At 68.6% G+C, this 21114-nt stretch carries 13 protein-coding genes; 7 read left to right on the forward strand and 6 right to left on the reverse strand.

Annotated elements, in window-relative coordinates:
• The first annotated feature begins 117 nt into the window (after positions 1–117).
• Positions 118–3612 (forward strand): hybrid sensor histidine kinase/response regulator, encoded by a 3495-nt coding sequence (locus tag J2850_RS30195; RefSeq protein ID WP_209990904.1) that lies wholly within the window; start codon positions 118–120, stop codon positions 3610–3612.
• Between the two features lie 142 nt (positions 3613–3754).
• Here J2850_RS30195 and J2850_RS30200 read toward each other — a convergent pair whose 3' ends face one another.
• From J2850_RS30200 to gltA, 3 genes are all read right to left on the reverse strand, one after another.
• Positions 3755–4405, reverse strand: a complete 651-nt coding sequence (locus J2850_RS30200; RefSeq protein ID WP_209990907.1) for a response regulator — start codon at positions 4403–4405, stop codon at positions 3755–3757.
• A gap of 127 nt (positions 4406–4532) precedes the next feature.
• Complete coding sequence (locus J2850_RS30205; protein WP_209990909.1) at positions 4533–5546, reverse strand: NUDIX hydrolase; 1014 nt, start codon at positions 5544–5546, stop codon at positions 4533–4535.
• 169 nt (positions 5547–5715) lie between these two features.
• Positions 5716–7047, reverse strand: coding sequence for a citrate synthase (gltA, locus tag J2850_RS30210; RefSeq protein ID WP_209990911.1), 1332 nt, complete (start codon positions 7045–7047; stop codon positions 5716–5718).
• A gap of 217 nt (positions 7048–7264) precedes the next feature.
• Between gltA and J2850_RS30215 the strand changes: the two genes are divergently transcribed.
• Positions 7265–7516 carry a hypothetical protein gene (locus J2850_RS30215; RefSeq protein ID WP_209990912.1) on the forward strand — a complete coding sequence of 84 codons (252 nt, stop codon included), beginning with the start codon at positions 7265–7267 and terminating at the stop codon, positions 7514–7516.
• Between the two features lie 62 nt (positions 7517–7578).
• Here J2850_RS30215 and J2850_RS30220 read toward each other — a convergent pair whose 3' ends face one another.
• Complete coding sequence (locus tag J2850_RS30220; protein ID WP_209990914.1) at positions 7579–11043, reverse strand: response regulator; 3465 nt, start codon at positions 11041–11043, stop codon at positions 7579–7581.
• Positions 11040–12509, reverse strand: a complete 1470-nt coding sequence (locus tag J2850_RS30225; RefSeq protein WP_209990916.1) for a sigma-54-dependent transcriptional regulator — start codon at positions 12507–12509, stop codon at positions 11040–11042. Before J2850_RS30225 ends, J2850_RS30220 begins: the two co-directional genes overlap by 4 nt.
• Before the next feature lie 295 nt (positions 12510–12804).
• Between J2850_RS30225 and J2850_RS30230 the strand changes: the two genes are divergently transcribed.
• The 4 genes from J2850_RS30230 (at position 12805) to J2850_RS30245 (ending at position 18093) form a co-directional block, all read left to right on the forward strand.
• Positions 12805–12975, forward strand: a complete 171-nt coding sequence (locus J2850_RS30230) for a hypothetical protein (RefSeq protein WP_209990918.1) — start codon at positions 12805–12807, stop codon at positions 12973–12975.
• A gap of 190 nt (positions 12976–13165) precedes the next feature.
• Complete coding sequence (locus J2850_RS30235; protein WP_209990920.1) at positions 13166–14515, forward strand: radical SAM/SPASM domain-containing protein; 1350 nt, start codon at positions 13166–13168, stop codon at positions 14513–14515.
• 65 nt (positions 14516–14580) lie between these two features.
• On the forward strand, positions 14581–16191 hold the full coding sequence (locus tag J2850_RS30240; RefSeq protein ID WP_209990922.1) for a S53 family peptidase: 1611 nt from the start codon (positions 14581–14583) through the stop codon (positions 16189–16191).
• A gap of 114 nt (positions 16192–16305) precedes the next feature.
• Positions 16306–18093, forward strand: a complete 1788-nt coding sequence (locus J2850_RS30245; protein ID WP_209990924.1) for a RiPP maturation radical SAM C-methyltransferase — start codon at positions 16306–16308, stop codon at positions 18091–18093.
• Between the two features lie 75 nt (positions 18094–18168).
• Here J2850_RS30245 and J2850_RS30250 read toward each other — a convergent pair whose 3' ends face one another.
• Positions 18169–18939, reverse strand: a complete 771-nt coding sequence (locus J2850_RS30250; protein WP_209990926.1) for an FCD domain-containing protein — start codon at positions 18937–18939, stop codon at positions 18169–18171.
• A gap of 490 nt (positions 18940–19429) precedes the next feature.
• Between J2850_RS30250 and J2850_RS30255 the strand changes: the two genes are divergently transcribed.
• Positions 19430–21106 (forward strand): L-lactate permease, encoded by a 1677-nt coding sequence (locus J2850_RS30255; RefSeq protein ID WP_209990928.1) that lies wholly within the window; start codon positions 19430–19432, stop codon positions 21104–21106.
• Positions 21107–21114 lie beyond the last annotated feature (8 nt).

Below are 21114 nucleotides of genomic sequence, written 5' to 3' on the forward strand. Positions count from 1 at the left end.
GCCCGCTTCGTATGGACCGGCTGCACACCGCCCAACGCGAACGGGCGGCATCCCCGTCTCTGTGGTAGGCTCGATCGCTCAGGCAGAGAAAATCAAGAACGGGATGCGGAAAGCCCCATGGAAAGCTGGTTCATCCTGGCCGCGTCACTTGCCTATCTGCTGTCGCTGTTCGCCATCGCATGGTACGGCGACCGCACCAACCCGCATGGAAGCGAACGCCGGACGCCCTGGCTCTACGCGCTGAGCTTCGGGGTCTACTGCACATCCTGGACCTTCTACGGCGCCGTCGGGCGGGCGGCGACCGGGGGCTTCTACTTCCTGCCGATCTACATCGGCCCGATCGTGATGATCGGGCTGGGATGGCCGATCCTGGCCCGCATCGTGCGCGTGGCCAAGTCGGAAAATGTCGTCTCCATTTCCGATTTCCTGTCGGCGCGCTACGGCAAGAGCCGCGGCCTGGCGGCACTCGTCACCATCGCCGCGGTGATCGGGCTGCTGCCCTACATCGCACTGCAGTTGAAGGCGATCAGCGTCAGCTTCGAGATCCTCGCCGGCTCTTCGATCGGCGCCGACGTCAACCAGATGCCGGGCGGAACGGCGCTGCTGGCGGCGCTGCTGATGGCCGCCTTCGCCATCCTGTTCGGCGTGCGCAGCGTGTCGGCCAACGAGCACCATCGCGGACTGATGATGGCGATCGCCGCCGAGTCGGTGGTGAAGCTCGCCGCGGCGCTGGGGGTCGGCGGCGTCATCGCCTTCGCCATTTTCGGCACCCCCGCCACCTTCTTCGACGCCGCCGCGCGGCATCCCGGCTTCCTGGAGCTGATCCGGCTGGACAGCATCGGTGCCGACTGGTGGGTGGCCTGCCTGCTCTCGGGACTGGCGATCCTCTGCCTGCCGCGCCAGTTCCACGTCGCGGTGGTGGAGAACACCCATAGCGGCGACGTGCGCTCCTCTGCCAGGCTGTTCCCGGCCTATCTGGTCGCCATCAACCTGTTCGTGCTGCCGGTGGCGCTGGCCGGGCTGCTGCTGTTCCCGGACGGCACGACCAACGCCGACACCTTCATGGTCTCCATCCCACTGACCCAGGGCTGGCCCTGGCTGGCGCTGGCCGCCTTCATCGGCGGGCTGTCGGCCGCCACCAGCATGATCCTGGTGGAGATGGTGGCGCTCAGCACCATGATCTGCAACGACATCGCCGTGCCGCTGCTGATGGCGCTGCGCCCCGGCGACCGGCGGCTGCGCGACGACCCGGCAGGGATCCTGCTGCTGGTGCGCCGGTCGGCGGTGATCGTCCTGGTCCTGCTGTCCTACGGCTGCTATCGGCTGATCGGCCCGGCCTTCCCGCTGGCGACCATCGGCATGATGAGCTTCACCGCGGTGGCACAGTTCGCACCGGCGCTGCTCGGCGGGCTGGTCTGGAGCCGCGCCAGCCGCAGCGGCGCCTTCGCCGGGATCTGCGCCGGCTTCATCGGCTGGGCCTACACCATGCTGCTGCCGTCCTTCGCCGACGCCGGCTGGCTGGCGCCCAGCGCCCTGCGCGAGGGACCCTTCGGCCTGACCGGCCTGAGCCCGATCGCGCTGGCCGGCATCGCCGGCATCGACCCGCTGACCAACGCCGCGCTGTGGAGCCTGGGACCGAACCTGCTGCTGTTCGTGCTGGTGTCGCTGCTGACCCGCCCGTCGACGCTGGAGCGCCAGCAGGCCGCCCGCTTCATGAGTCTGCGCCACGCCTCGGACGGCGAACCGCACGGGCCGCGCGGCGCGACGCTGGCCGACCTCCACGACCTGGCGGTGCGCTACGTCGGCCAGCCGCGTGCCGATGCCGCCTTCCGCCGCTTCACCGGGGTGGAGGACGGCGACCTGCAGACCGCCCTGCTGATCCGCACCGACGGCGAGGCGATCCAGTTGACCGAACGGCTGCTTGCCGGCGCCGTCGGTTCGGCGTCAGCCCGCGTGGTGGTGGCGGGCCTGCTGTCCGACCGCAGGCTGTCGCGCACCGATGCCCGCTCGATCATCGACGAGGCCTCGCGGGCCATCCTGAAACAGCACGAGCTGTTGCGCGCCACCATCGAGAATGTGCCGCAGGGCATCGCGGTGTTCGACGAGGATTGGCGGGTGGCCACCTGGAACAACCAGTTCCTGGTGCTGCTGGAGCTTCCCGACGGCTTCGTCCAGGTCGGCACCTCGCTGGAGGAGATCGTCGGCTTGATCGATCGCCGTGGCGAATACGGCCGCAACGGCGAGATCGAAACCCTGCTCGCCCGCCGCTCCGATCCGCGCCGGCGCAACAGGCCGGACGTCTACGAGCGGGTCCGTCCCGACGGCACGGTGCTGGAGATCGCCACCAACCCGATGCCCGGCCCGAAGCCGGGGGGCGGCGGTTTCGTCGCCGTCTACACCGACGTCACCGAGCGGCACCGTGCCGCCGCCGCCTTGCGCGAGGCCAACGAGTCGCTGGAACGCCGCATCGGCGAGCGGACCCGCGCCCTCTCCGAGGCCAAGGCCGAGGCCGAACGCGCCAACCGCGGCAAGACCCGTTTCCTGGCCGCCGCCAGCCACGACCTGCTGCAGCCGCTCCACGCCGCCCGCCTGTTCCTCTCGGCGCTGTCGGAGCGCAACGGCGACACCGCCATCCGGCAGATCGACGCCTCGTTGCGCTCGGTGGAGCAGATCCTCGGCGACCTGCTGGACGTCTCGAAGATCGACAGCGGTGTGGTCAAGCCGAACCCGGTGCCGATGCGCATCGACGAACTGCTGAAGCCGCTGGGCGAGGAGTTCACCGTGCTGGCAAGCCGACACGGGCTGGGGCTGCGGGTCGTGGAGTGTTCGGCGACGGTGCGCAGCGACCCGACCCTCCTTCGCCGCATCCTGCAGAACTATCTCGCCAACGCGGTGCGCTACACCCGCACCGGACGCATCCTGCTGGGCTGCCGGCGCCGCGGCGCCTTCCTGTCGATCGAGGTGTGGGACACCGGCCCCGGCATCCCCGAGCACAAGGTGCCGGAAATCTTCATGGAGTTCCGCCAGCTCGACAACGAGATCGACGAGCGCGGCAAGGGCCTCGGCCTCGGCCTCGCCATCGTCGAGCGCCTCGCCGGCATCCTCGGCCACACGGTCCAGGTGCGTTCGAAGGTCGGCCGGGGCAGCGCCTTCTCGGTGCTGGTGCCGCTGACCGACGAGCCGGTGGCCGCCCGTGCCGTGGTGGCACGCCCGCGCGGCCGCGACCTGCGCGGCGTGCTGGTGCTGTGCCTGGAGAACGAGCCGGCGATCGCCCGCGCGACCGAGGATCTGCTGTCGAGCTGGTCCTGCCGCGTCGTCACCGCGGTCGCGCCGGACCTCGCCCTGGCGAAGCTGGACGGCCGCACCCCCGACGTGATCCTGACGGACTACCACCTCGACCGCAGCCTGACCGGCGTGGAGGCGCTGCGAACCCTCCGGGCGACCCTGGGCAGCGACATCCCCGCCGCCGTGGTCACCGCCGACCGCGACATCTCCGTCCGCGAGGATATCGAGGCTGCCGGCTGCCGGCTGCTCTACAAGCCGGTGCGGCCGGGTGCGCTGCGTGCACTGCTGGGGCAACTGCTGGCGGAGGGCCAGCGGATGGCGGGGTGAGGTGCTTTGCCTCCACCCTGACCCTCCTCCACTCTCACGCTACGGCATGTACAGATGTTGCGTAGCAGCGGGAAAAACCCTCGCCCCCCTGGCGAGAGGGAGGGGACCCATGCGAAGCATGGGGAGGATGAGGGGGCCGCCGTCACTCCACCGGCGGCGGCGGGGCGGCGGACAGCGCGAGCTGGCTGGCCAGCACGGCGGCCTGCGTCCTGGTCAGCACGCCCAGCTTGCGCAGGATCGTCGTGACGTGCGCCTTCACCGTCGTCTCGGCGACACTCATCTCGTAGGCGATCTGCTTGTTCAGCTTGCCTTCGGCGATGCCGGCCAGGACGCGGAGCTGCTGCGGCGTCAGGGTGGCGGCCCGCTGGGCGGGGTCGGGGGCGTCGGTCTCCGGACCGCCATTGATCTCCGGAAGCCACAGCTCCCCATCCAGCACGGCATGGATCGCCTCGACGATCTGGCCGTTGGGGGCGGATTTCGGGACGAAACCGGACGCGCCATAGTCGATGGCGCGCTGGATCGTCACCGGATCCTCCGACGCCGACACCACGATCACCGGGATCGCCGGGTGCTCGGAGCGCAGCATCATCAGCCCGATCAGGCCGCTCATGCCCGGCATGTGCAGGTCCAGCAGGATGACGTCCGGCGGGTCCCCCGCGTCCAACTGCGGCTTGATCTGATCGAAGCGCGACGCCTCCAGGATGACGGCACCTGGAATCCCCTGCCCGATGGTCTGGGTCAGCGCGGTCCGCATCAGCGGGTGGTCGTCGGCAATCAGAATACGGTTGGACATGGACAATCCGGGTTTAAAACCATTCCTCCAGTATCCTCTTGCGGCCGCCCGTTGACAACTGCGCCCAATGCCGCGCGCCGATCTTTCTCAGGGGTAATACCAGTCATGCGAGCAGGCGGGGAGCCCCTCATCCGTCGGCGGACGGAAGGGCGCCGGCACTTGTCCGTTCGTGGATGGCTTGACGCCGGAAGCGGTAGAGTTCGGCCGGGCGCCCGCCGGTCTGGCTTTCGTACCGGCCGGTCGGTTCGACGAAGCCGCCGGAGATCATCAGGCGGCGGAAATTCTGCTTGTGCAGCCTTTCACCCGACAGCGCCTCCACCACGAGCTGGAGTTGATGCAGCGTGAAGGCCGGCGGCAGAAGCTCGAACACGATGGGACGGTAGCGCAGCTTGCCGCGAAGGCGCTCCAGCGCCGTCGCCAGGATGCGGCGGCCGTCGCGCGCCATCGGCCGGCCAAGCGCGCGCGGCATCGGCCCGCCGACCTGCGCCGCCGGATCCATCCGCGCGGCGAGGTCGCGGTCGCGGAAGGACTCCACCACCAGCCCGGCCTCGTAGAGCAGCTCATAGCGTTCCAGCACCCGCTCCATGTCCCAATCGGCGCCGTCGAGACCGAAGGCCATCCGGGCGCGCTCGGCCCGGCGCAGGCGCGTCCCCTCATCCGGCGACGAGGCGATCCACGCGGCGAGCGCCGGGGCGATCACGCCATCCAGCAGCGGCGGCCGGTGGTCGCGCCAGTCCTCCCATGGGAAATGCTCGTAAAGGTCGCGCCATTCGGCCGAGGCGTCGCCACCCAGCGGGCCGTCACGCACCAGGGCGAGATAGCCGACCACCACCGAGCGCGCCCCGCCGAACAGCTCATGCGGATCGCGATGGCGGTCGCCGAAGGTGTAGAGCTGCTCGACGTAACGCAAAGCCAAGCCGGACAGCCCCTCGGCCACCGCGCGGACGCCGTCCTGAAGGGTACGGAACCGCTCGGGATCGAAGGGCGCTCCGGGCAAGGCGTCGCGATGCGGCAGCGGCTCGTCGCCGCGTCGGTGCGCCTCCGGGACCGTGAAGCCGCTGCGCACCGTCACGACGCGTGGCGTCCCGCCGGCCACCGCCACGATGGCGACCGCCAGGCCGAGCTGGAGCGGCTGGGTCACGGCAGGCGCACGCTTCTCCCTCTCCCCCCCGGGGACGAGGTCGGGACGAGGGGGAAACGCAGCGGAGGCTTTGCAGGATTTTCGAGGTGTAGTCCCCTCACCCTGCCCCTCTCCCCGATGGGGAGAGGGGACTTGAGCGCCGGGAGAGGGGATGCCGCGATCCGTCCGCTCACCGCTTGTCGAGCGGGACGAACGAACGGGAGGCATGGCCGGTGAAGAGCTGGCGCGGGCGGCCGATCTTCTGTGCCGGATCCTCGATCATCTCCTTCCACTGGCTGATCCAGCCGACGGTGCGGGCCAGCGCGAACAGCACGGTGAACATGCTGGTCGGGAAGCCCATCGCCTTCAGGATGATGCCCGAGTAGAAATCGACGTTCGGATAGAGCTTCTTCTCGATGAAGTATTCGTCCGACAGGGCGATCTTCTCCAGCTCCATGGCGATTGCCAGGTGCGGTTCGTCCTTGATGCCCAGGCGGTCGAGAACCTGATAGCAGGTTTCGCGCATGATCTTGGCGCGCGGGTCGTAGTTCTTGTAGACCCGGTGGCCGAAGCCCATCAGGCGGAAGCTGTCGTTCTTGTCCTTGGCGCGGCGGACGAATTCGGGGATGTTCTCGACCGAGCCGATCTGGTCCAGCATCTTCAGCACGGCCTCGTTGGCGCCGCCATGGGCGGGACCCCACAATGCCGCGATGCCCGAGGCGATGCAGGCGAACGGGTTGGCGTGCGAGGAGCCGGCGAGGCGGACGGTGGAGGTCGAGGCGTTCTGCTCGTGGTCGGCGTGCAGGATGAAGATCTTGTCCATCGCTTCCGACAGGACCGGGTCGACCTTCCATTCCTCGCACGGCGTGCCGAACGTCATGTAGAGGAAGTTCTCCGCGTAGGACAGGTCGTTGCGCGGATACATGAAGGGTTCGCCGACGGTGTACTTGTACGCCATAGCCGCCAGCGTCGGCATCTTGGCGATCAGGCGGTGCGCGGCGATCTTGCGCTGCACCGGATCGAAGATGTCGGTGCTGTCGTGGTAGAAGGCCGACAGGGCGCCGACGACACCGCACATGATGGCCATCGGATGGGCGTCGCGGCGGAAGCCGCTGTAGAACTTGGTAAGCTGCTCGTGCACCATCGTGTGGTAGGTGATGGTGCGCTCGAAATCGGCCTTCTGCTGCGGGTTCGGCAGTTCGCCGTTCAGCAGCAGGTGGCAGACCTCCAGGAAGTCGCAGTTCTCCGCCAGGTCGGCGATGGCGTAGCCGCGGTGCAGCAGGATGCCTTCGTCGCCGTCGATGTAGGTGATGGCCGAATCGCAGGCGGCCGTCGAGGTGAAGCCCGGATCATAGGTGAAGTAGCCGGTCTCGGCGTAGAGCTTGCGGATGTCGATCACGTTGGGGCCGGTGGACCCGCCCAGCAGCGGCAGCTTCAGCGTCTTGCCGGTGGCGTCGTCGGTCAGCGTGACGGTGCCGACCTGGGTCACATCGCCGTGCGGCGTGTGCTTGCTCGATTCCATGACCTTCTCGCACTCCTTGCTGGCCGGATGGCGGGCGACGCGCGGCCTCCCGCTGCCGGACCTTGTGGTTGGCCCGTCGTTTTCTGCGGCCGTGGCGCCGATGGCATCCGGCCGTCTTCTCCCGGTCTCCGATAGGGCGGTTTCCGATAGGGCGGACCGCAGCGGAACACGCACCCGTCCGCGTCGTTGACTCTTGCGGAAGATAGCAGAGGACATCATGACCGACACGCCCCAAACACGCACCCCCTCCGAAGGAATGCCCTCTCCGGGGAAGGCGTCCGACGCCCCGGCGCCGGGTTCGGCCGACCATGACCGGACCTCGGCCGGACAGCGGTCCGACCGCGAGGATCTGCGCAAGACGCCGGGCGACGGCACCCTCCAGGATGCGACCCCCGCCGGCCTGTCGTCGAAAGAGCTGCGCGAGCGCGCCGAGGACACGGAAGGCTCCGCCCAGCCCGGTACCGGCTGAGGCGGGCATGGGCTGAGCCGGGCATGGGCTGAACCGGGACTGGCCTGAGCCCGCTCCGCGGCTCACACGGCCGGCCGGAGCCCGCCGACAGCCGAGCCGACGCGCTCGCGAAGGCAGTGCTCCAGCCGGCCGGCCTCGCGCACCAGCACCGGCAGCAGGCGGCCGGCCTGTGCCCGGTCGCCGTTGCGGCAGACCATCTCCATGCGCCATGCCAGGTGCATGACGCCCATGCCGCCGAAGCTTCCGGCCAGGCTGGAGAGGTCGTGGGCATCCGCCGCCAGCGCAGTCAGGTCGACCGCGTCCACCGGCGAGCCCCCATTCCCGGATCCCCCATCCCGGGATATGGCCGAAAGCCGGTCGAGCCTGCGCGACAGGTCGGCGAGGAAGCTGCCGACGATCGGCACCAGATTGTCGGCACCGATGGACGCCACCAGGTCGGCCATCACCGCCTCGTCCAGGATCTCACCGCCGGTGCCGCACGCCCCGTCGCCGTCGGCCGGCCCGGCGCCGATCCTGCCCGGCGTCTCCGGGCCGTCCACCCCCTGGCCTATCCAGCGGTCGAGGGCCGCCAACAGTCCGGCCCGGCTGATCGGCTTGGTCAGGTAATCGCTCATGCCGGCGCGCAGGCACAGCTCGCGCGTGCCCGGCATCGCATCCGCGGTCAGCGCGATGATCGGCAGCCTCGCCAGCCCGCCGCCGCGGGTGCTGCCGAGGGCGCGGATCGCCTGCGCCGCCTCAAGGCCGTCCATGCCCGGCATCTGGACGTCCATCAGGATCAGGTCGATGCCGCCGCGCGCGGCCGACGCCACCGCCTGCTCGCCGTCCTCCGCCAGCTCGACCTCGTATCCCAGCCGTCGCAGCAGCGTTGCGGCGAACAGTTGGTTGGTCCGGTTGTCCTCCGCCAGGAGGATCCGGCCGCTGCGCGGCGCCTCCCCGCGCCTGGCATCGATCGGTGCCGCCGGAACCGCCACCGCCGTATCGGACCCGAACAGCCGGACGAGGCAGGATTCCAGCGCGCTCTGGCGCAGGGGATGGACCAGGGTGGCATGGGCCAGGGCGCAAGCCCCCCCGCCTTCGGCCTTCGCCGCCGGTCCCAGCGCCGTGACCAGCACCCGCCGGGTGGCGGCCAGGACCGGGTTGCCGGCGATTGCCGCCACCAGCGTGTTGCCGCCCATGCCCGGCATCGTCTGGTCGACCAGCACGACGTCGAACGGCACCCCCGCCACCGCGGCACGCGTCAGCCGCTCCAGCGCATCGACGCCATTGTCGACCGCGTGGCATTGCGCCCCCAGGCTGTCCAGCATCGCCGCGACGACACGCCGGTTGACCGCCAGGTCGTCGACGACCAGGGCGCGCCGGCCCGACAGCGGCCGCTCGGCCGGCGGCTGGGCCTCGTCGGAGAGCTCCAGCGGCAGGTCGACCTGGAACCGGCTGCCGACGCCGGGCGTGCTCTCCACCGCGATGCTGCCGCCCATCAATTCCGAAAGCTGGCGGCAGATGGCCAGCCCCAGGCCGGTGCCGCCGAACTTGCGGGTGATCGACCCGTCCACCTGCTGGAACTTGTTGAACAGGCTGGGCAGGGCTTCGGCGGCGATGCCGATGCCGGTGTCGGTGACCGTCACCCGCAGCATCAGGTGCTCGTCGGTGCAGTCCAGCGCCTCGAGTTCCACGGCGACCGAACCGCGGTCGGTGAACTTCACGGCGTTGCCGACGAGGTTCACCAGGATCTGGCGGATTCGGGTCGGATCGCCCATCAGCGTGCGGCGCAGCAGCGGGTCGATATAGAAGCCGATCTCGATGCCCTTTTCATGGGCGCGCGGGGTCAGCAGCTCCACCACCCCTTCCACGAGGTCGGCGGGATCGAAGGGCAGGGTTTCGATGGAGACGCGCCCGGCCTCCAGCTTGGAGATGTCGAGGATGTCGTTGATGATGGTCAGCAGCGCATTGGAGGAGCTGCGGATCGCCCGGGCGAACTGCCGCTGCTCGTCGGTCAGCGGCGTGTCGAACAGCAGCTCCGTCATCCCCATGATGCCGTTCATCGGCGTGCGGATCTCATGGCTCATCGCCGCGAGGAATTCCGACTTGGCCTGGGTCGCGGCCTCCGCCTTGGCACGCAGCGCGTCGGCTTCCTCGCGCGCGGCATCCAGCCCCTCGGCCAGCGCGCACATGTCGGCGGCCTGGCGCTGCAGCTCCGCCTCGAATCTCTTCTGCTCGGTAATGTCGGTGCGGGTGCAGACCAGCGCGCCGCTGGAGGTCCGGTTCTCCACCACCAGGATCCAGCGCCCGTCCGGAAGCTCGCGCTCGAAGGGCGCACCGGGGTTGCGGTGCTGGGCCAGCTCGGCCTGGATCCAGGCCTCGTCGTTGCCGCCGTCGGGGTTGGCGCCGAACTCGCCGTTGGCGATCGCCGCGCGCAGGATCTCCTCGAAGGGACGGCCGGGGGTGAGCAGCGGTGCCGTCAGCGGGTGCGCCCGGCGGTAGCGCTGGTTGCACAGGATCAGGCGGTCGCCGGCGTCGAAATAGGCCAGCCCCTCGGGAACCGCCTCGATGGCGTCGTCGAGGGTCTGCTTGGCGAGGCGGAGCTCCGCCTCCTCGCGCTTGGCCTCGGTGATGTCCTGCACGACGCCGAGCAGGCCGGCGGGGTAACCGTCGCTGCCGGCTTCGGTCACGCCGCGCACGAAGACGTGGCGCAGTCCGCCATCGGGGCGGAGGATGCGCGCCTCGACCGAGAACCCCTCGCCCGTCTCCAGCGCCCGCTCGACCAGGGCGGCCATCATCGGCCGGTCGTCCGGATGGTAGATGCCGCGCGACAGTTCGGCGGTCGGCGGCGTCTTCTGCGGCGGCAGTCCGGCGATGCGGTAGACCTCGTCGGACCAGCGGCGCGCCCCGGTGACGAGATCCATGTACCAGTGGCCGAACTGCCCGACCTCCTCGGCGAGGTTGAGCAGGCGGGAACGGTCGTGAAGCTCGGCCTCCGCCCGCTCGCGCCTCGCCACCTCCCGCCGCAGCTCCAGTTCGTCCACCACGAGCTGGGCAAGCTGCGACAGGGTTTCCGCCTCGCGGGCGTCGAGGGCCGCGCGAGGCCGGTCGTCGATGACGCACAGGGTGCCGAGCTTGTGCCCGCCGACCACCAGCGGAGCGCCGGCATAGAAGCGGATGTTGGGATCGCCGGTGACCAGCGGGTTGCCGCTGAAGCGCGGGTCGAGCGTGGCGTCGGGCACCACCAGGATGCCGTCGTCGAGGATGGCGTGGGCGCAGAAGGCGAGGTCGCGGTGCGTCTCGGCGACATCGAGGCCGATGCGGCTCTTGAACCACTGCCGCTCACGGTCGATCAGCGAGACCAGCGCCATGCGCGTGCCGAAGAAATGCCGGGCCAGCTTGGCGATGTTGTCGAACCCGGGTTCCGGCGGGGTGTCGAGCACGCAGTAGGATTGGAGGACCGCCAGCCTCTCCCGCTCGTCCCCGGGGACCGCAGCCGGGGCCGGCCCCTTCCGGCCTCCGGCCGTCCCGACGTCCGGTCCCGCCTTCATGCCGGCCTCTCCTCGATGGCTTTGTCCGCCGCGGCATGCTCCCCGGCGGCCTTGTCGCCGGCGGCGCGCCACTGCTGGAGCTTGCGGTAGATGGTGGACGGGCTGATTTCCAGCATCAGCGCGGCCCGCGGAACATCGTCGCCGGCCAGCCGCAAAGCCTTGCGTATCATCTCCCTCTCCATCCGCCAAAGCGGCAGAACGGCATCGGCGTCATCCGCCTCCCCGGTCCCGCTGGCCGGGGAGGACGCCACCGGCGCATCGCCGGCCCCGGTGCCCGGGGAGGATGCCGCCGGCCCCATCGACGGCAGCATGTCCAGCGTGACCTGCGGGCCGTCGTTCAGCACCACCACGTTGCGGACCACGTTCTGGAGTTGCCGCACGTTGCCGGGCCAGTCATGGCCACGCAGCCGCGCCTCGACATCGGGGGCGAAGGAGGACAGGGCCTTGCCCTCCTCCCGTGCGTACTCGACCAGGAAGGCCCTGGCGATGTCGATCACGTCGTCGCCACGGTCGCGCAGCGGCGGCAGCGCCAGCGGGATGACGTGCAGGCGGTAGTAGAGATCCTCCCGGAAGCGGCCGGCCTGCACCTCGGCCAGCGGATCGCGGTTGGTCGCGGCGACGAAACGGACGTCCACCCGCTCCTCCCGGCCGCTGCCGACCGGCGTGACAGCACCGGTCTGCACGAAGCGCAGCAGCTTGCTCTGCAGTTCCACCGGCATCTCGCAGATCTCGTCCAGGAACAGGGTCCCGCCGTCGGCAAGCAGCGCCGCTCCCGGACGGTCGCCCGTGGCCCCGGTGAAGGCGCCCTTCACATGGCCGAAGATCTCCGACTCGAGCAGGTTCTTCGGTATGGCGGCGCAGTTCAGGGCGATGAAGGCGCGGTCGCGCCGCGGGCTGGCACGATGGATCGCCTGGGCCGCCACCTCCTTGCCGGTGCCGCTCTCGCCGGTGATGAAGACGTTGGCGCGGCTGGCCGCCACGCTCTCGATCATACGGTAGACCGCCTGCATCTCCGGCGAGCTGCCGATAAAGCCGTGGAAGCTTCCGCGGTCGAGATGCCTGCGGTATCCCTCCACCATCCGTGCAAGCGTCCGCCGCTCCAGCGCATTGCGCAGCGTCAGGTTCAGCCGGTCGGCGTTGAACGGCTTCACGATGAAGTCGAAGGCACCCAGCCTCATCGCCTCCACCGCCAGGTCGATCGAGCCGTGGGCGGTGATGATGACCACCGACACGCTGGAATCGCGGGCCTGCAGCGCCTGAAGGACCTCCAGCCCGTCCATGTCCGGCAGCTTCAGATCGAGGATCACCGCATCGGGCGGCTGCGCCGCCGCCGCGGCCAGCGCCTCGCCGCCACGGGTGCAGTGCACCACCTCATGGGCGTCGGCGCGCAGGAACTCGATATAGAGCTTGGCGAGCGGGACCGTGTCCTCGATCAGCAGGATGCGGCGCTTCTTGGGGACGGACACTGATCGGCACCCGGACGGTACGGAGGGACGGAAAGGGCCTTTCGCGGCGAACCGGCGTCGAGGCGGTTGGCCGCAAAGGATTGTACCCCGTAACGAACCATCCCGCCATAAGGCGGCGCCCCCGGGGGGCGAGCCGGCGGGACGGCACCGCTCCCCCTTCGAAGGAAAGGCGCGCATTTTGTCGCACCATTACTCCTTGTGCGGGCATTTATTATCAATGTACCTCTTATGAGCGTGTTAAAGACGAAGACACGCTCGTTGATTGCATCCAACGCGACAATCATGGAGAGAGACGATGAAGCTCGAGAAGCTCGACGCCCAGACCCTCAAGATCACGGCTCCCCAGGGCACCACGATCGGTGACGCCCTGACGCCGGAACAGCTCCTGGCCGATCTGGTCAAGTATGTCGGAAGCCCGACCGCGAAGGCGATCCAGCCCCGCTGCGCGGTGTGCATCGCCGACTGATCCGGCGAATGGGTCGTTCGGGTTGTCCGGCCCGAATGACCGGGAGTGCCTGCGAGGGGCAGCGTTCACCGACGCGCATCGCGCCGTCGCCCCGGTGGACGCTGTCCTCCCCGCCGGACCCAATGGCTTGCACGACCGCAGCGAAGCGGCATGCGCCATCGCCCTAGACCGCGAACCCGACAGGTGCAGGATGGGAATCAAGCTGTCGCGCTACAATCTGGAGGTTCCGGACGACGGCGGCGTCTTTCTTTTCAACACCTACCGCGGCACCTCGGTCCGCCTTTCCGCCGAACAGATGGCCCTGATGAAGGAGGTCGCCGGACGGATGGGCGCCGATGGTGCCGATGCCGGCGAATGGTCGGCCGTCGTCGGTTTCCTGGTGGAGAACGGCTTCGCCGTGCCGGGCGACGCCGACGAACTGGCCATGGCCGTCGAGAAGTACGACACGACCGTTTCCGATGCCTCGTCGCTGTCGCTGGTGATCGCGCCGAGCCTGAAATGCAACATGAAGTGCTACTACTGCTATGAGGACAAGAGCAGCGAAGGCGCGCTCGACGCGGAAGACCTCGACTCGCTGCTCGCCTTCATATCGTCGCGCCTGACCGCGAACGGCACCTTGGGCATCACCTGGTTCGGGGGCGAGCCCCTGCTGTCGAAGCCCTTCATCACCAGGGCCGCCGATGAAATCCGCAGGATCTGCGACGCCATGGGCGTCCGCTACGCGTTCCGCATGGTGTCGAACGGCTATTTCCTGGATGCGGCAACCGCGGCGGAGTTGGCCGCCTGCGGCATCACGTCGGTCCAGGTGACCTTCGACGGCAGCCGGCAGGAGCACAACCGTGTCCGCAGGTCGAGCCTGGACCACCGGCCGGGAGAGCCGTCGTTCGACCGGATCGTCGAGAACATCCGCTCCGCCAGCCGGCACCTCCGCATCCTGGTGCGCGTGAATGTCAGCCGGATCAACATCGACCAGGTCGATACCCTGCTGGAGCAACTCGCCGCTGCACAGCTTCAAGACCACATCTCGAATGTGTATTTCTACCCGGTGTTCAATTTCAATGTATCCGATGAATCGACGAACTACGTTCCAAAGGAAAAGATCCATTTCACCATGACGGATTTCGCCCGGATGGAGCGAAATCTGATCGACATGGCGACCGGGCGCGGCTTCAAGGTTTTCGTGCCGCTGATATTCGAAGCGGGCTATCTGGGCTGTTACGCGTCCGTCAGCAACGGCTTCGTCATCGACCATCGGGGACGCATCCTGAAATGCGACCATGAACTGGGTGGCGGCGGTGCGGCGCAGACCACCATCCGAGATTTCACCGGCATCGAGGACGACGACGAGCTGCGCAAGTGGAGCGCCAAGCGGCCGGAGAGCAATCCGTCCTGCCGGGACTGCGTCTTCCTGCCCCTGTGCTACGCCCATTGCCCGCACAGCAACCTGGCGCTGCCCGACCAGCCGCCGCGCTGCCCCAGCTACAAGTACAACTGGAAGGACGTGTTCCCGATCTATCTCCGCGACCGCACCCCGGCATAGCGCAGCCCTGCCGACACCACCGGCCACGACAACGCCCGCGACCGAGCGGGGGAGGAGGGAGGACCATGGAAAGCCGATACGCATTGTCCGGCAGCGAACAGCCGCGTGCGCAGGATGCCGCAAGGGTCGGCGCACCGGCGGCCGACGAGGTCGTCCACGTCACCGTCTATGTGCGCCAGCCCGCCCCCCTGCGCAGCCTGCTGTCCGGCCTTGCGGAAACGCCGCCCTCCGGCCGCCTGGCGCGCCGCGACTTCCTGGCGCGGTTCGCCGCCGACCCGCAGGACCTCGACAAGGTCGCCGCCTTCGCCCGAACGCACGGGCTGCAGGTGGACGGCGTCGATGCGGGCAAATGCCTCGTCAGGCTGTCAGGTCCGGCGTCGGCCGTCGGCGAGGCGTTCGGCGTCGAACTCGCCCTCTTCGCGAAGGGACGCTTGCGCTACCGCAGCCATGTCGGCGCGGTGCGGCTTCCCGAGGACCTGAAGGACATCGTCACCCTCGTCGCCGGGCTGGACAACCACCCGATCGCACGGCGCCTCGCCACCGTCTCGCCGTCCGATGCCGGCGCGCCGCAGCCGGGTTCCATCGCCCAGTACACCGCACCGGAACTCGCGGCGCTCTATAGGTTTCCGGACGGCGACGGCGAAGGGCGCTGCCTCGGCATCATCGAGCTGGCCGCCGGCTACCTCGAAACGGATCTGGACGCCTATTTCGCGGCGCTGGCCATTCCCAAGCCCGAGATCGTCGCCGTCGGTCCCAACGATCCCGGAAGCGTCGAAGCCCCCAGCCACGGTTACGGCGAGGTGGTGATGGACATCGAAGTCGCCGCCGCCGTCGTGCCGAAAGCCAGGACGGTGGTCTATTTCGCGACGGAGAATTCCCAAAAGGGATTCATGGAGGTGCTGCACGAGGCGATCCACGACGCGGCCAACGCTCCCGAAGCCATTTCCGTCAGTTGGGGCGAGCCGGAGAGCGAATGGAGCCGGGCCGCCGCCGACCAGATGCGGCGGATCATCGCCGAGGCGGCGCTGCTCGGCGTCACCATCTGCGTCGCCGCCGGCGACGAAGGGGCGTCCGACGGCACCGGCGACGGCCACCTTGCCGTCGACTTCCCCGGCTCGGTACCCGAGGCACTGTGCTGCGGCGGCACCCGGCTGGTCGCCCGGAACGGACGGATCGAGCAGGAGATCACCTGGAACGACCCCTGGTGGAAGCTGGCAACCGGCGGCGGCGTCAGCACGCTCTTCCCCATGCCGTCCTACCAGGCGCAGGCCGGGATCCGGCCGGTGCCGGCACCTCCCGCCGCGGTGCAGCCGACGGGCACCGCGGGGCGGGCGGTGCCCGACGTGGCGGCCAACGCCGATCCGATGACCGGCTACCGGCTGTACATCCTGGGAGACTGGCACGTCAGCGGCGGCACCAGCGCGGTGGCTCCGCTGTGGGCGGCCTTGGCCATTCGGCTGAACCAGGCGCTCGGCGGTCCCGTGGGCTTCCTCAACCCGATCCTCTACGGCCTGCCGAAACCGTCTGCGGCCGCCGCCTTCAACGACATCACCGAAGGGGACAACGGCTTCTACCAGGCCCAGCCGGGCTGGGACGCCTGCACCGGGCTCGGAAGCCCGGACGGCGCCGGCCTGCTGACCGCGATGGCGGGGAAGATGGCGGCGAAAGGGGCCTGATCGCCTTCGTATTCCCGTGGCCGAAACCCCCACCGCCAACGGCCCGGCACAATGGAAAATGTCCCCTCGACTGAAAATGTCCCCTCGACAGCCCCCAGGCACGAAGGTAACGCGATGAACGGCGAAAGCAATGTTCAGGTCCTGCTCATCGTTCCGCCATTCTATACCTATGGCCACCCCAGCCTCGGCACGGCGGTCCTGAAAAGCGCGCTGGCGCAGCGCGGCATCACCTCCCGGGTCCTGTATGCCAACGCGGCATACGCCCGGCAGATCGGCCTGGATTTCTACCGGGAGATCATGTCGGTGGTGTCCCCGGACGAACTTTATCAAGAGCAGATCTTCTCGCGAAGCGCGCATGGCGACTTCGCCCCGAGCCGGCCGGCCGAGACGCACGGCGGCAGCTTCTACAGCCGCTACTACCAGCTCTTCAGCCATAAGAAATCCAGGCTGACACCACAGGAACTGGCACAGGCGATCGACGGGGCGGAGGCCTTCCTCGACCAGGCGGTCGCCGAGATCGCCCAGTCGAGACCGGCGATCGTCGGGCTCAGCAGCCTGTATTCCCAGGTCAACGCATCGCTCGCGTTGGCCAAGGCGATCAAGCGCGCGCTCCCCGAAACGGTCGTGGTGATCGGGGGAAGCAACTGTTACGGGGAGATGGGCGAGGAACTGGCCCGCCAGCCTCACCTCGACTATGTGTTCGACGGCGAGGCCGACGTCGCCTTTCCGGACTTCTGCGAACGCCTCCTGCGGGACGGCGACCGTCCGGCAGAAAAGCTGATCCGCTGCCTTCCGGTCCAGACGCTGGAAGAGTTCGACATCCCCGACTATTCGGACTTCCTGGAGCAGTTCGCACCGGAAGAGCGCGACATCTTCCTCTATTTCGAAACCTCCCGGGGATGCTGGTGGGGCGTCAAGAACCGCTGCCGCTTCTGCGGCATCAGCTATGACGGCATGGCCTTCCGCACCAAGTCCGCCCGCAAGGCCGCATCGCACCTGAGCGAGATCAGGAAGAGATACCCGGAATACACCCTCTTCTACGGCTGCGATTCCGTTTTCCCGAACTCCTACTTCGACGACTTCTTCCAGGAACTCGGCGACAGGGGCTTCGATGGCACCGTGTTCTACCAGATCAAGCCGATGTTCGATTTCGACAAGCTGAGCAGGATGAAGGAGCAGGGAATCACCATCCTGGGCCCGGGCATCGAATCCCTCTCCACCAAGCACCTGAAGATGATGAAGAAGGGAACGACGGCAGCGAGAAACATCACGGTGCTGCGGAACTGCAAGGAGATCGGCATCGAGGCGAAATGGAACCACCTGGTGGCGCTGCCCAACGATTCCGCCGACGACTACCGGCAGATCGCCGACCTGATCCCGCTCCTGCAGCACCTCGATCCGCCGGTGATCACGCCGATCTACATCCAGCGCTTCAGCCCCTACTTCGACCAGCGGGAAGACCACGGGATCACCGACATCCGGCCGATGGAAGGATATCTGAAGTCATTCCCGCCCGGCATCGACCTGATGAAGCTGGCGTACAACTTCACCGGGGACATGGCGTCCGACATCCGCGGCCGGCCGGAACTGCTGGCCCGCTTCATGCTGGAGATCAGGAAATGGTATGACCGCTGGAGCGCCCGCCCGGCGGAACTCGTGGTCTATCGGGACGGCGGCCGGCTGCGCATCCGGGACACCCGCGACTGCGCCGTCGACGAGGTGGTGGACATCGACGAGGCGGATCTGGACCTTCTCCGCTCCTACCGCAGCTTCCGTCCGAAGGGAGACGCCGGACAGCAGGTCGATGCGCTGGTGAGGCGGGGGTTCATCGCCGAGATCGACGGCGGATTCCTGACCCTGGTCTGCGGCACCCACGGCATGGACGCGCCCGTCCTGCAATGAGCGGGGCGGCCGGCGCTGACCCGCCGGCAGGGACGGCGGGACGGCGGGACGGCGGAGGCGCCCCCTCCCCGGCCCTCACACCCCGTTGTCGATCAGGTCGGTCCGGCCGATCCGCCGCAGCGAGACCTGGACACGGGCGTTGTGCTCGCGGATCTCGCGCAGCGTGTGCAGCGTGAACTCCACATGAGCGTCCGCCGCCGCCTGCGCCGCGGCCGCGTCGCCGGCCAGCACGGCATCGGCGATGGCCAGATGCTGCTGCAGCAGCAGGTCGCGCACGCCCTGGCGGGAATACAGATCGGCGCGGTTGTAGAACACGTCGTTGCGCAGCAGGTCGGACAGCGTGCGCATGATGTGCAGCATGACGACGTTGTGCGCAGCCTCGTAGATCGCCAGGTGAAGGTCCGCGTCGGAATCCGCTTCCTCCGAGCTGTCGTCCTTGCCGTGGGCGGCCTGCATGCGGGTGACGATGGCGCGGATGGCGTCGCGGTCGACATCGGTCGCCCGCTGCGCCGCCAGCCTGGCCGCCTCCGCCTCGATCGAGCGGCGGAACTCCAGATAGTCGAAGGACGCGTCCGGCTTGTTCCGCATCAGCATCATCAGCGGATCGGTGATCTGCGACAGGAAGGTGGCGACATGGGTGCCGGTGCGGCCGGACACCAGCAGGCCGCGCTCCTCCAGCTTGGCGATGGCATCGCGCAGCGACGGGCGCGACACATCCAGCTTCGCCGCCAGTTCACGCTCGGCCAGCAGTTTCTCCCCCGGACGCAGGGCGCCTTCCAGGATCAGCCGCTCCAGATGCTCGGCAATGGCATCGGCCAGCTTGGCCGGTTTTATGGTTCCCTGCATCGGATCGGCGATCCCTCCCGCACGTCTTGGCGTCCCTTCAATACCGGTGACCGGCACACCCGTCCAGAGGCCGCGGCCCGGCCGTACCCCCGCCGGTGACACCCCCCTACCAAAGTTGGTGGCGCGGCAAACGATTCACCCATTGCACGATATGGTCAAATCTTTTATCCAACGCACACCGTATGGATAAGAGATGCCCACCGGCTGTCGTCTGGCAAAGGGAATTCCCCGGGACAGCCGCGCCGGGCAAGGGCATCCGCAAGTACCGGGAAAGGACGGACCAGCCCTGACCAAGGGCGCATCCGCGCCGCCGCCGGGGCCGAAGGCTCCCGGCGGCGGTGAACGCCGCTGCATTGCCGCTCGTCCGGCCGAACCCGTGCCGCCGCTCGATCGCGGCATGGAGGGCACGGATGCGCCGTCAGGATGCGGACAGCCGTCCCGGCACACCGTTCGGACCGACATCACGTCCCCCGAGAAGAGGTCCCCGAGGATGAGCTGGTCGCAAGTCTATGACCCGATGAACAACATCTGGCTGTCGACCGCGTTCGCGTCGCTGCCGGTGCTGGTGATGCTGGGCGGTCTCGGCATCTTTCACATGAAGGCGCACCGCGCGGCGCTGCTCGGACTGGCGACCGCGCTGCTGGTGGCCGTCGTCGTGTTCGGCATGCCGGTCGCGATGGCCGGCAAGACCGCGCTGCTGGGTGCCGCCTACGGCCTGCTGCCGATCGGCTGGATCGTCATCAACATCATCTTCCTCTACCACCTGACCGAACAGCGCGGGCAGTTCAAGATCCTGCAGGAGAGCATCACCGGCATCACCAACGACCGGCGGCTCCAGCTCCTGCTGATCGCCTTCTGCTTCGGCGCCTTCTTCGAGGGGGCGGCCGGCTTCGGCACCCCGGTCGCGGTGACGGGCGCCATGCTGATCGGGCTGGGCTTCACGCCGCTGGCCGCCTCGGGCCTGTCACTGATCGCCAACACCGCGCCGGTTGCCTATGGCGCGCTCGGCACGCCGGTGCTGGCGCTGGCGGCGGTCACCGGGCTGCCGCTGCTGGACCTGTCGGCGATGATCGGCCGCCAGCTTCCCTTCTTCTCGGTGCTGGTGCCCTTCTGGCTGATCGTCGCCTTCGCCGGCTGGCGCGGCATGATCCAGATCTGGCCGGCCATCCTGGTCGCCGGCGTCTCCTTCGCCGTCCCGCAGTACCTGGTGTCGAACTACCACGGCCCCTGGCTGGTCGACGTCGCCGCCGCCATCGTCTCGCTGGTCTGCGTCACCCTGTTCCTGAAGGTCTGGCACCCCAAGGCGATCTGGCACACCGCCGGCGGCGCGTCGGCCCTGACGCAGGGCGTCGGCGCCGCGGTGGTCGAGGGCGAGGCCCGCGGCAGCCACGGCTACAGCGCCGCCGAAGTGCGCCGCGCCTGGATGCCCTGGGCGATCCTCAGCGTCGTCGTCTTCCTGTGGGGCATCCCGGAGGTCAAGACCTTCCTCGACGGCCTGTCGATCTTCAAGTTCCCGGTCGACGGCCTGCACAACATGGTGATGCGCGTGCCGCCGGTGGTGGCGGCCCCCCATCCGGAAGCCGCGGTCTACACGCTGAACTGGCTGTCGGCCACCGGCACCGGCATCTTCATCGCCGCCGTCATCTCCGGCGTCCTGATGGGCTACTCGCCGCTGGAGATGGTGAAGACCTACGGCCGCACCCTCTACGCCATCCGCAACTCGCTGCTGACCATCTCGGCCATGTTGGCGCTGGGCTACACCACCCGCTATTCCGGGCTGGACACCACGCTGGGCCTCGCCTTCGCCAACTCCGGCTTCCTCTACCCGTTCTTCGGCACCTTCCTCGGCTGGCTGGGCGTGGCGCTGACCGGGTCGGACACGGCGTCCAACGTGCTGTTCGGCAGCCTGCAGAAGGTGTCGTCCGAGCAGCTCGGCCTGCCGCCGACGCTGATGGCCGCCGCCAACAGCTCGGGCGGCGTGATGGGCAAGATGATCGACGCCCAGAGCATCGTCGTCGCCGCCGTCGCCACCAAGTGGCACGGCCACGAGGGCAAGATCCTGCGCTTCGTCATCTGGCACTCGCTGGCGCTGACCGCGCTGGTCGGCCTGCTGGTGATGGCCCAGGCCTATCTTTGGCCCTTCACCGCGATGGTGATCGGCCGCTGAGGCGGCTC

Origin of the sequence: Azospirillum picis (assembly GCF_017876115.1) — a bacterium.
GTDB classification, from domain to species: Bacteria; Pseudomonadota; Alphaproteobacteria; order Azospirillales; family Azospirillaceae; genus Azospirillum; species Azospirillum picis.